We start from the raw sequence: 9,899 nt of genomic DNA, 5'->3' as shown, positions 1-9,899 counted from the left end.
CACCTCGCCGGCCTGTGAGGCGGGCCTCGCCGAGCGGCTGTGCGACGCGCTGGGCGGCCCGGCGCTGCGGCTCTATTTCTCCACCGACGTGCGCGGCGTCGAGATCGGCGGCGCCGCCAAGAACGTGCTCGCCATCGCCGCCGGCATCGTCGAGGGGCGCCGGCTCGGGGCCAGCGCCAAGGCGGCGCTGATCGCCCGCGGCTTCGCCGAGCTGGTGCGCTTCGGCCGCGCCTTCGGGGCAAAGCCGGAGACGCTCACCGGCCTGTCGGGGCTCGGCGACCTGATCCTCACCGCCTCCGGGCCGCAGTCGCGCAACTTCGCGCTCGGACAGGCGCTGGGCGCGGGCGCGGCGCCGCAAGGCAAGCTCGCCGAGGGCGCCTTCACTGCCAAGGTGCTGGTGGAGATGGCCGGCACCGCCGGCATCGACATGCCGGTGAGCGCGGCGGTCGACGCGGTGCTGTCCGGCCGGCTGACCGTGGACGGGGCCATCGACGCGCTCATGGCGCGGCCGCAGAAGGCGGAGGCCTGAGCCTCCGCCAGACGGTTCAGGCCAAGGCGCCGATCCGGTCGAAGGCGGCGCCCATGTCGGCGCGCACCGCGCCGTCCGCCGCCGCCGGCAGCATGAAATCCTCGCCGGCGCGGAACGCCGCCTCGCCGTCATCACGCGCCAGCGCGAGGCGCAGCGCGCCCACGAGGTCATAGACGCCCCAGGGCAGGCCGGAATCGTGCAGCGCCGATTGCAGCGCGCTCTGGACCAGGCCCCGCACCGCCCGGTGCGCGCCCGAGACCGGCACATCCTCCGCGCCGCCGCACAGGGCCGAGACGCACGCCTCCTTGTCGAACGAGGCGTGGCCCCGGCAGGCCATGGGCCGCACCGGATAGATCACGCACAGGCCCTCGGCGAGAAACGGGCATTCGCGCCCGAGCGCCATGGGATGGGCGGGCGCCTCGGCGGGGCCGGCGTCCGCGAGGCGGTCCCGCAGGTCCACCCCCGCCTTACGGAAGCCGCCGGCCATGGCGCGCACATAGCGCGCCACCATCAGCACCTCGGGCATGGTCGCCACCACCTGGAGCTGGCAGCAGGTGCCGCAGCCCTTGTGGCAGGCGAGCGCAGGCAGGCCCTGCGTCTCGGCCTCCACATTGTGCTCGAAGGAGCTGAACGCCTGCATCCACATGCGGTCGAGCAGATCGGGACGGCCGGCGAAGCGCGCAATGGTATCGCGGAAGGCGGCGCGCTGGGCGCGGAAGAAATCCGCCGGCCCCGCGCCGTCGGCCGTGTCGGACGAAGAGGTGGAGGCCATGCGCCGCTCCCGTGCGCGGCGCCGCCACGGCGCCGATCGGAAGACGGCTAAGCCGCGCCGCCGGCGCCGCATTGAGCGAGCGCAACGGCCGGCGGGCAAGGGGGGCAGCCGGGACCCGGCTCAGAAGCAGGTGAGCGCCTCGGAGAAATGCTCCACCTGGGGCGGACTCGCGAAATGCGGGCTGGCGAGGCGACGCCATTCCTGGAATTCCGGCGCGCCGCGGAAATGGACGGTGTGGTCCTCGACCGTGTCCCACTTCACCACCAGCACGTAGCGGGTCGGCTGCTCCACCGAACGCTGGAGCGCCAGGCCAGAGCAGCCGCGCGCCTTCTGGAAATAGGGGGCGGCCTCCTGCACGGCGGCCTCGAAGGCGGCTTCGCTGCCTTCCTTCACCTCGATCACGGCTCTCTCATAGACCATGCGTCTTCTCCCTGGCGCCCGTCGTCCGGCGCGCCGGTACCATAGCCCCGCGGTACGGCGAGGCAAGGCGCCGCCCCACGCCCCGGCCGACGGCAACGGCGCGACAGCGCAGGAGGAGAGCCGGGGCCCAGCGCAAGGATGCGCCGAAGGCGCTGCCAAAACCAACCGCCCGCGGACTTGGTGCCCGCTGCGCGGGAGTCCTGCGCTGGGCCCCGGCTCGGCGCTCCACCTGCGGTTTCGCTGGTCCGGGGCACGGCGGCGCCCTTGCCAAGCCTGGCCGGAGCCGGCAAGACGGAGGCCTTGCGATCCCGGCCGCCCGGCCGCCTTCTTGCCATCCACCTTTCAGCCGCGAGCGCGCCATGGCCCACTGGCTCTACAAGTCCGAACCGTTCAAGTGGTCGTGGGAGATGCAGGTGAAGGCCGGCGCGAAGGGCACCCACTGGGACGGCGTGCGCAACCACCTCGCCAAGCAGCAGCTGATGGCCATGAGGAAGGGCGACAGAGGTTTCTTCTACCACTCCAACGAGGGCAAGGAGATCGTCGGCATCGTCGAGGTCATCAAGGAGGCCTACCCCGACCCCTCCGACGCCACCGGCAAGTTCGTCATGGTGGATATCAAGGCCGTGAAGGCGCTGAAGACGCCGGTGACGCTCGCCGCCATCAAGGCCGAGCCGCGCCTCCACGAGATGGCGCTGCTGAAATATTCCCGTCTCTCGGTGCAACCGGTGAGCGACGCGGAATGGGACCTCGTCTGCGCCATGGGCGGCCTTTGAGCCGCGCGATCGCCGATCCCGACGCCTTCATCCGCGCCGAGACCCGCCTGCGCCCGGTGCCGCTGGTGCCGGAAATCTCGCTCCATGTGGCCGACGAGGCGGTGCCGATCTGGCATCGCACCGAGGAGGAATTGGGCGAGATGGGCCTGCCGCCGCCCTTCTGGGCCTTCGCCTGGGCCGGCGGGCAGGCGCTGGCGCGCCATGTGCTGGACCATCCCGGCCTGGTGGCGGGCCGGCGGGTGCTGGATTTTGCCTCCGGCTCCGGCCTCGTCGGCATCGCCGCCATGAAGGCCGGGGCGCTGAGCGCGGACTGCGCCGACATCGACCCGTTCGCGTGCGCCGCCATCGCCCTCAACGGGGCATCGAACGGCGTCGCGCTCACGCCGCGGGGCGCGGACCTGATCGGCGCGGACGCGGGCTGGGACGTAGTGCTCGCCGGCGACATCGCCTATGAGCGCGACCTCGCGGCGCGCGTGTTCGCCTGGCTGCTGGCGCTTGCGGCGCGCGGGGCGGTGGTGCTGATCGGCGATCCCGGCCGCTCCTATCTGCCGAAGGACGCCCTGGAGAAGCTCGCCGAATACAGCGTGCCGGTGACGCGCGAGCTGGAGGACATGGAGATCAAGCGCACCAGCGTCTTTCGGCCGCGCGCCTGACCCGGCGGGGAACCATCGCCGCGCCCGCGCCGTTGCCCCTGAAAACCCCAACGAGGAGGCGCGGCGATGGACGTTCACGAGATCTGGCGCAAGATGGCCAAGCAGCGCGACTGCATGCTGGTGGACCGCGACGGCGCGCGCCTGCGCGCGCGGCCCATGGCGCCGGTGGTGGAAGAGGAGGCGCGCGCCATCTGGTTCGTCACTGACCGCCGCAGCGCCAAGGACGACGAGATCACCCGCGATCCGCAGGTGTGCCTGACCTTCGTCGACCATTCGGACCACTTCCACCTCTCCGTGTCCGGACGCGCGCGCGTGGTGGAGGACCAGGCGAAGGTGAGGGACATCTGGTCCTCCTACATGGAAGCCTTCTTCCCCGGCGGTCCGGACGACCCGAACGCCATCCTTTTGAAGGTGGAGCCCGAGGCGGCGGAATACTGGGACGGCAAGGGCGACATCGCCAGCGCTTTCGAACTCGCCAAGAGCATGGTCACCGACACGCGCCCCGATCTGGGCGACAACGCCAAGGTCCGCCTCTGAGGCTGGGCGCCGGGCGTTCGCCGTCGTCCTCCGACTTGATCGGAGGACCCATATTGCGGCCGGGCGCGCAGCGGGAAGGTGCATGGATGCTCCGATCAAGTCGGAGCATGACGGCGGTTTGGGGTGTCCGCCGCCATCGGCCCCTCACCGCCGTCATCCCCCGGCTTGTCCGGGGGATCCACCCAGCGACCGGGCCTGCGCTCCGTTTCCGGCCGCCCGCTGGCGGCCCGGTGGATGCACCGGACCAGCCGGGGCATGCGGCCGTCTAGGGAAAACGCGGCGGGCTCTCGCCCCCGTCGTCCTCCCGCTCCCTACGCCTTCCGCGCGACCGCCGCGGACACCGCCGCCACCAGCCAGCCGAGGATCATCAGCGAACCGCCGAACGGCGCGCTGCCGCCGAAGAGCTTGACCTCCATCAAGGCGCGGGCCGCGAGGTCGCCGGAAAAAAGCAGGCCGCCGAGCGCGATCAGCGCGGCGGCGACGGCGAGCACCGTGCGTCCCCGCCCGAGCTGGAGCGCCACGGCGACCAGGCCGGCGACGGCAGCGGCATCGAACAGCAGGAAGTGCGCGGCGGTGAGAAGGTTCTCCCCGCCTCCCACATGGGCCGCGGCCGCAGCCGCGGCGACGCCGGCCGCACCCATCAGGCCGGCGACGACGAGAAGAAGGCGGGTGGAAAGGTCCATGAGCACGCCTCGCAGAGGTTGGACGGGGACTTTTCTCTATAGGACCACGCGCGGTGCGGGGCACGCGCGCGCCCTGCGGCATGGCGCTTCAGGCGGCAGGCCGCGCAGCCGGGGCGACGAAGGGCTATAAACCCAAAGTCTGCCTCGCGGTGCCTTGTGGAGGCGCGGGCTCGTCACCATAATCCGCCGCAAGAATGCGCGGCTCAAGCTGCGCCAGTGCACAGGCGGGCTTCAGCCCGTGTCAGGGAGGCAAAGGCCATGTCCGACAAGGTGTATGACGTTCCGGCCGCGTGGGCGCACAAGGCCTATGTGGACGATGGCAAGTACAAGGCCATGTACGCGGCCTCGGTTCAGGACCCGAACGCCTTCTGGGCCGAGCACGGCAAGCGGATCGACTGGTTCCACCCCTTCACCAAGGTGAAGAACACGTCGTACGATCCCGGCCACGTCTCCATCAAGTGGTTCGAGGACGGCATCACCAATGTCGCCTACAACTGCGTCGATCGGCACCTCGAGGCGCGCGGCGACCAGGTGGCGATCATCTGGGAAGGCGACGACCCGTCTGAATCGAAGAAGATCACCTATCGCGAGCTGTCGGGCGAGGTGAACAGGTTCGCCAACGTGCTGCGCAATCGCGGCGTGGAGAAGGGCGACCGCGTCACCATCTATCTGCCGATGATCCCCGAGGCGGCCTATGCCATGCTCGCCTGCGCGCGGCTCGGCGCCATCCATTCCGTGGTCTTCGGCGGCTTCTCGCCGGACAGCCTCTCGGGCCGCGTCTCCGATTGCGGCTCGAAATGCATCATCACCGCCGACGAGGGCCTGCGCGGCGGCCGCAAGGTGCCGCTGAAGGCCAATGTGGACGCCGCCATCAACCTCCTGCCGGCCGACAGCGTGGACCACGTGGTGGTGGTGCGCCGCACCGGCGGCGCCGTGGACATGACGCCCGGCCGCGACGTCTATTACGACGAGGCGGCCGCTCTCGTGACCGACGAATGCCCGGCCGAGCACATGAACGCGGAAGACCCGTTGTTCATCCTCTACACCTCCGGCTCCACCGGCAAGCCGAAGGGCGTGCTGCACACCACCGGCGGCTATCTCGTCTATGCGTCCATGACGCACCAGTACGTATTCGACTATCACCCTGGCGAGATCTACTGGTGCACGGCGGACGTGGGCTGGGTGACCGGCCACTCCTACATCCTCTACGGGCCGCTCGCCAACGGCGCCACCACGCTGATGTTCGAGGGCGTGCCCAATTACCCGACCGTCTCCCGCTTCTGGGAGGTGATCGACAAGCATCAGGTGAACATCTTCTACACCGCCCCCACCGCCATCCGCTCGCTGATGCAGGCGGGCGAGGAGCCGGTGAAGAAGACCTCGCGCGCCTCCCTGCGCCTGCTCGGCTCGGTGGGCGAGCCGATCAATCCCGAGGCGTGGGAGTGGTACCACCGCGTGGTCGGCGACGACCGCTGCCCGATCGTCGACACCTGGTGGCAGACCGAGACCGGCGGCATCCTCATCACCCCGCTGCCGGGCGCCATCAAGCTGAAGCCCGGCTCGGCCACGCTGCCGTTCTTCGGCGTGATGCCCGAGGTGGTGGACGCGGAAGGCAAGGTGCTGAGCGGCGCCTGCGAAGGCAATCTCGTGATCGCCGACAGCTGGCCGGGCCAGATGCGCACCGTCTATGGCGACCATGAGCGCTTCGAGCAGACCTATTTCTCCACCTATCCCGGCAAGTACTTCACCGGCGACGGCTGCCGTCGTGACGCGGACGGCTATTATTGGATCACCGGCCGCGTGGACGACGTGATCAACGTCTCCGGCCACCGCATGGGCACCGCCGAGGTGGAGAGCGCGCTGGTGGCGCACCCCAAGGTGTCCGAGGCCGCCGTGGTCGGCTTCCCGCACGACATCAAGGGCCAAGGCATCTACGCCTATGTGACGCTCATGGCGGGCGAGGAGCCCACCGAGGAGCTGCGCAAGGAACTGGTGGCCTGGGTGCGCAAGGAAATCGGCCCCATCGCCTCGCCGGACCTGATCCAGTTCGCGCCCGGCCTGCCCAAGACGCGCTCGGGCAAGATCATGCGCCGCATCCTGCGCAAGATCGCCGAGGATCAGTTCGAGAGCCTCGGCGACACCTCGACCCTGGCCGACCCCGGCGTGGTGGACGACCTGATCTCCAACCGCCAGAATAAGCGCACGGCGGCTTAGGACAGTTCGAACGCGAACGCCTCGGCGCGCAGCAGTCGCGCCGAGGCGCGCTGGGCGCGGGACAGGATGCGCGTCGCCAGCTTGTCCGAGGGGCGCCATCGCGGCGCGCCGGCTTTCCGAGCCGGCGGGCTGCGACGGCACCGACCTGTCCCATGCGCAACCGCCGGCGCAGGGACGCAGCGATCAGCTGGGGACGAGCGCATCGATGACCCGACAGGCCCTGAACGAACCGGCGGAACTGCCCGCGGAGCTCGACCGCTGGAATTGGGGAGCGTTCTTCCTCAATTGGATTTGGGGCATCGGCAATTCGACCTGGATTGCCCTGCTCGCTTTGATCCCCCTGGTCAACATCGTCATGATGGTTGTCCTTGGCCTGAGGGGTAACCGCTGGGCCTGGCGCAACCGCACGTGGCGCAGCGCCGATCAGTTCCGCCGCAGCCAGCGCGCCTGGGGCATCGCTGGGTTGATCTTTTGGATCGTCTCGATCGGAGCCTTCGGCGGCCTGTTCTTCGGCCTGCAGGGCCTTCTGAAGGGCAGCGATGCCTATGCGATGACCATGAAGGCCGTTCAGTCCGACACCGAAGTCGCCCGCGCCCTCGGTCCGGAAATCCGCGACAGCTTCTGGATCAGCGGCCAGGTGGCCGTCAACCAGAACGGCACGGGTTCGGCGAGCTTCAGCATTCCGATCCGCGGCGAGAAGGGATCGGCACAGGTGATCTCCCAAGCGACCCGAGAGGGTGGCCGCTGGACCATCCGGCAGCTCATCGTGGATGTCGAGGGTCAGCAGAAGCCCATCGTCATCATCCGGAACGGCCGGCCGGGCGGCATGGGCGCCTGAACCCTGGCCGGCGCGGTCAGACGGCGTGCGCGGGCAGGGCCGGCGTCTCCAGCACCGCGGCGGGGATCTCCTCCATGGCGTCGAACAAATGGTCGGGCCGCGCCGCCTCCAGCACGTCGCGCCGCATATAGCCCCAGGAGACCGCGGCGCAGGCGATGCCGGCGCGCCGGGCGGCGGTGATGTCGCGCGTCTCGTCGCCGATGCACAGCGCCTCGCGCGGCGTCACGCCCTGCTGTGCCAGCACGCGGGCGAACTTGCGCGCCTTGCCGAACAGCGCCGCGCCGCAGGCGAACTGGTCCACCCGGCCCGAAATGTCGGGTCCCAGCACGTGGCGCACCGTCTCCTCGCCGTTGGAGGAGACCACGGCCATCTTCACCCCCGCCTCGTCCAGCGCGGCGACGATGGCCTCGGCGCCGGGAAACAGGCGGAACGTGTCCTTCTCGCGCTCGGCGCGCTTCCTCAGATGGCGGGCGATCAGCGGCACCTTCCAGCGGGCGATGGCGAGATATTCGAGCAGCTCGCGCGCGTCGAGCCCGCGCATGAAGTGCGTCTCCTCCGGCACCGCCCGGCGGAAGCGGAAGCGGTCGGCGGTCGGATTCACCACGGTGGTGAACCAGGGGAAGGTGTCCGCGAGCGTCCCGTCGAAATCGAAGATGACGAGCCGGTAGACCGGTTTCGGCGGCAAGGCGGTGGCGATCTCCATAGGTCGGAAGATGGCGGCTTCGTCTCGCCGGGACAAGCGCGCAACTGCATGCAATACCGAAATTTATGCGGCAAATTGCTCAATTTTTGATCGATATGTTCAGGCGCCTGGCAGACCTGCGGCGCAGGGCCACACCAACGCATTGAAAATATAAAGACTACAATTGGCATGCCGGTTGCACAAAGGGGTGTCGAGTTGGTGGCTAGGGTTCCGGCGTCCCCTGAGCGGGGGCGCGGCTGGTCCGAGAGCTGCCACCACGCCGGGAGACATCCGGCGCGGGTGCACGGCGGGACAAAAGCCCGGGAGACCTCAGTGGCCAAGGAATTGGCGGCACTGGTCTCGCCAATTCCCAATCGTTCGACGCGAACCGAAGGGGAATTTCATGCGCACGCCATTCTCGATCCAGCACCGTCTCAAATCCTGCGCCGCCGGCCTCCTCTGCGCGCTCGCGCCTGGCCGGCCTCGTGCTCGCCGCGCCGCCGGGCGCACGCCGCGCCGAAGAAGGAATTCAAGGTCGCCTGGTCGATCTATGTGGGCTGGATGCCCTGGGGCTATGCCGCCGACGCCGGCATCGTCAAGAAGTGGGCCGACAAATACGGCATCAAGATCGACGTGGTGCAATTCAACGACTACGTCGAGAGCATCAACCAGTACACCGCCGGCGCCTTCGACGCGCTCACCGTCACCAACATGGATGCGCTCTCGGTGCCGGCGGCGGGCGGCGTCGACACCACGGCGGTGATCGTCGGCGACTTCTCCAACGGCAATGACGCGGTGATCCTGAAGGGCAAGAAGGACCTCGCCGCCATCAAGGGGCAGAAGGTCAATCTGGTGGAGTTCTCGGTCTCCCACTATCTGCTCGCCCGCGCGCTCGACACGGTGAAGCTGCGCGAGCGCGACGTGAAGGTGGTGAACACTTCCGACGCCGACATGGTGGCCGCATTCAAGACCAAGGACGTGACCGCGGTGGTCACCTGGAACCCGCTGGTGTCCGAGATCCTCGCCGACAAGGGCGCGCACAACGTGTTCGATTCGTCGAAGATCCCCGGCGAGATCATGGACCTCATGGTCGCCAATACCGAGACGCTGAAGGACAACCCCGACTTCGGCAAGGCGCTCGCCGGCATCTGGTACGAGACGACCGCTTTGTTCACCGCCGACACGCCCGAGGGCAAGGCCGCGCGCGAGGCCATGGGCAAGGCTTCCGGCACCGACCGCGCCGGCTTCGAGGCCCAGCTCGCCGCCACCAAATTGTTCGCCAAGCCGGCCGAGGCGGTGGCGTTCGTGCGCTCGCCCGCGGTGGGCACCACCATGGACCTGGTGCGCAAGTTCCTGTTCGCCAAGGAGCTGCTCGGCTCCGGCGCCAAGTCCGCCGACGCGGTGGGCATCGCGCTTGTCGGCGGCAAGGTGCTGGGCGACGCGAAGAACGTGAAGTTCCGCTTCACCGATACCTATATGGGCATGGCCGCCGACGGGAAGCTGTGAGAGGCGGGCGCACTTCCGCGCCCCGGACAAGCGAAGGCGCAGCCTGAGCGCTGATCCGGGGCCCAGCGCACGACTCCCGCGCAGCGGGCAAAACCCAGGGCGGTCGGGGTTCAGAAGCGCCTTCGGCGGTTCCTTGCGCTGGGCCCCGGCTCTCCTTCCGCTGACGCTCCAGTCGGCCGGGGCACGGGGGCACCGAAAACCGCCGTCCGTCCGGCTTGGAAGGGGCGGACGTGGGGGGCCTCCCCTCTCCCCTTGCGGGAGAGGGCTGCCGAGTGCAGCGAGGGCGGGTGAG

Annotated in this window: 11 protein-coding genes and 1 riboswitch; of the genes, 7 read left to right on the top strand and 4 right to left on the bottom strand. The window is 69.3% G+C overall.

What is annotated here, in order from left to right:
• Nucleotides 1–529, top strand: a 529-nt coding sequence (locus tag AC2W7M_RS13070; RefSeq protein ID WP_486132722.1) for an NAD(P)H-dependent glycerol-3-phosphate dehydrogenase, incomplete at its 5' end; no start/stop codon positions are given.
• Between the two features lie 16 nt (nt 530–545).
• On the opposite strand, the gene AC2W7M_RS13065 is transcribed toward AC2W7M_RS13070, so the two are convergent.
• Nucleotides 546–1,301 carry a YkgJ family cysteine cluster protein gene (locus AC2W7M_RS13065; RefSeq protein ID WP_486132721.1) on the bottom strand — a complete coding sequence of 252 codons (756 nt, stop codon included), beginning with the start codon at nt 1,299–1,301 and terminating at the stop codon, nt 546–548.
• A 120-nt stretch (nt 1,302–1,421) separates the two neighbouring features.
• Nucleotides 1,422–1,721 (bottom strand): antibiotic biosynthesis monooxygenase family protein, encoded by a 300-nt coding sequence (locus AC2W7M_RS13060; RefSeq protein WP_486132720.1) that lies wholly within the window; start codon nt 1,719–1,721, stop codon nt 1,422–1,424.
• Nucleotides 1,722–2,080: 359 nt separating this feature from the next.
• Between AC2W7M_RS13060 and AC2W7M_RS13055 the strand changes: the two genes are divergently transcribed.
• The 3 genes from AC2W7M_RS13055 to AC2W7M_RS13045 all read left to right on the top strand — a co-directional run bounded on the left by AC2W7M_RS13055 (nt 2,081) and on the right by AC2W7M_RS13045 (nt 3,684).
• Nucleotides 2,081–2,494 (top strand): EVE domain-containing protein, encoded by a 414-nt coding sequence (locus AC2W7M_RS13055; RefSeq protein ID WP_486132719.1) that lies wholly within the window; start codon nt 2,081–2,083, stop codon nt 2,492–2,494.
• A complete protein-coding gene (locus AC2W7M_RS13050; protein WP_486132718.1) occupies nt 2,461–3,147 on the top strand; it encodes a class I SAM-dependent methyltransferase in 687 nt (228 codons plus the stop codon). Before AC2W7M_RS13055 ends, AC2W7M_RS13050 begins: the two co-directional genes overlap by 34 nt.
• A 66-nt stretch (nt 3,148–3,213) precedes the next feature.
• Nucleotides 3,214–3,684 carry a pyridoxamine 5'-phosphate oxidase family protein gene (locus AC2W7M_RS13045; RefSeq protein WP_486132717.1) on the top strand — a complete coding sequence of 157 codons (471 nt, stop codon included), beginning with the start codon at nt 3,214–3,216 and terminating at the stop codon, nt 3,682–3,684.
• Between the two features lie 311 nt (nt 3,685–3,995).
• On the opposite strand, the gene AC2W7M_RS13040 is transcribed toward AC2W7M_RS13045, so the two are convergent.
• Nucleotides 3,996–4,367: a DUF423 domain-containing protein gene (locus AC2W7M_RS13040; protein WP_486132716.1), complete on the bottom strand. Its 372-nt coding sequence runs from the start codon at nt 4,365–4,367 to the stop codon at nt 3,996–3,998.
• Between the two features lie 258 nt (nt 4,368–4,625).
• On the opposite strand from AC2W7M_RS13040, the gene acs reads away from it, so the two are divergent.
• Nucleotides 4,626–6,581, top strand: coding sequence for an acetate--CoA ligase (gene acs, locus AC2W7M_RS13035; protein ID WP_486132715.1), 1,956 nt, complete (start codon nt 4,626–4,628; stop codon nt 6,579–6,581).
• Nucleotides 6,582–6,786: 205 nt separating this feature from the next.
• The gene (locus tag AC2W7M_RS13030) at nt 6,787–7,419 is read left to right on the top strand and encodes a cytochrome c oxidase assembly factor Coa1 family protein (RefSeq protein ID WP_486132714.1); all 633 of its coding nucleotides are present in this window, start codon (nt 6,787–6,789) and stop codon (nt 7,417–7,419) included.
• Between the two features lie 16 nt (nt 7,420–7,435).
• Here AC2W7M_RS13030 and AC2W7M_RS13025 read toward each other — a convergent pair whose 3' ends face one another.
• On the bottom strand, nt 7,436–8,158 hold the full coding sequence (locus AC2W7M_RS13025) for an HAD hydrolase-like protein (RefSeq protein WP_486132713.1): 723 nt from the start codon (nt 8,156–8,158) through the stop codon (nt 7,436–7,438).
• Between the two features lie 155 nt (nt 8,159–8,313).
• Nucleotides 8,314–8,430: riboswitch (guanidine-I (ykkC/yxkD leader) on the top strand.
• A 130-nt stretch (nt 8,431–8,560) separates the two neighbouring features.
• Here AC2W7M_RS13025 and AC2W7M_RS13020 point away from each other — a divergent pair.
• On the top strand, nt 8,561–9,607 hold the full coding sequence (locus AC2W7M_RS13020; RefSeq protein WP_486132723.1) for a putative urea ABC transporter substrate-binding protein: 1,047 nt from the start codon (nt 8,561–8,563) through the stop codon (nt 9,605–9,607).
• Nucleotides 9,608–9,899: the final 292 nt, after the last annotated feature.

Source organism: Xanthobacter sp. BG11Y11_SDJG (genome assembly GCF_057364445.1).
This window is presented reverse-complemented; position numbering and strand designations above follow the sequence as displayed.

What these genes read in the sequence shown, in the direction of transcription:
- AC2W7M_RS13065 (WP_486132721.1), bottom strand. Translation starts at nt 1,301, where the DNA reads ATGGCCTCCACCTCTTCGTCCGACACGGCCGACGGCGCGGGGCCGGCG.
- AC2W7M_RS13060 (WP_486132720.1), bottom strand. Translation starts at nt 1,721, where the DNA reads ATGGTCTATGAGAGAGCCGTGATCGAGGTGAAGGAAGGCAGCGAAGCC.
- AC2W7M_RS13055 (WP_486132719.1), top strand. Translation starts at nt 2,081, where the DNA reads ATGGCCCACTGGCTCTACAAGTCCGAACCGTTCAAGTGGTCGTGGGAG.
- AC2W7M_RS13050 (WP_486132718.1), top strand. Translation starts at nt 2,461, where the DNA reads ATGGGACCTCGTCTGCGCCATGGGCGGCCTTTGAGCCGCGCGATCGCC.
- AC2W7M_RS13045 (WP_486132717.1), top strand. Translation starts at nt 3,214, where the DNA reads ATGGACGTTCACGAGATCTGGCGCAAGATGGCCAAGCAGCGCGACTGC.
- AC2W7M_RS13040 (WP_486132716.1), bottom strand. Translation starts at nt 4,367, where the DNA reads ATGGACCTTTCCACCCGCCTTCTTCTCGTCGTCGCCGGCCTGATGGGT.
- acs (WP_486132715.1), top strand. Translation starts at nt 4,626, where the DNA reads ATGTCCGACAAGGTGTATGACGTTCCGGCCGCGTGGGCGCACAAGGCC.
- AC2W7M_RS13030 (WP_486132714.1), top strand. Translation starts at nt 6,787, where the DNA reads ATGACCCGACAGGCCCTGAACGAACCGGCGGAACTGCCCGCGGAGCTC.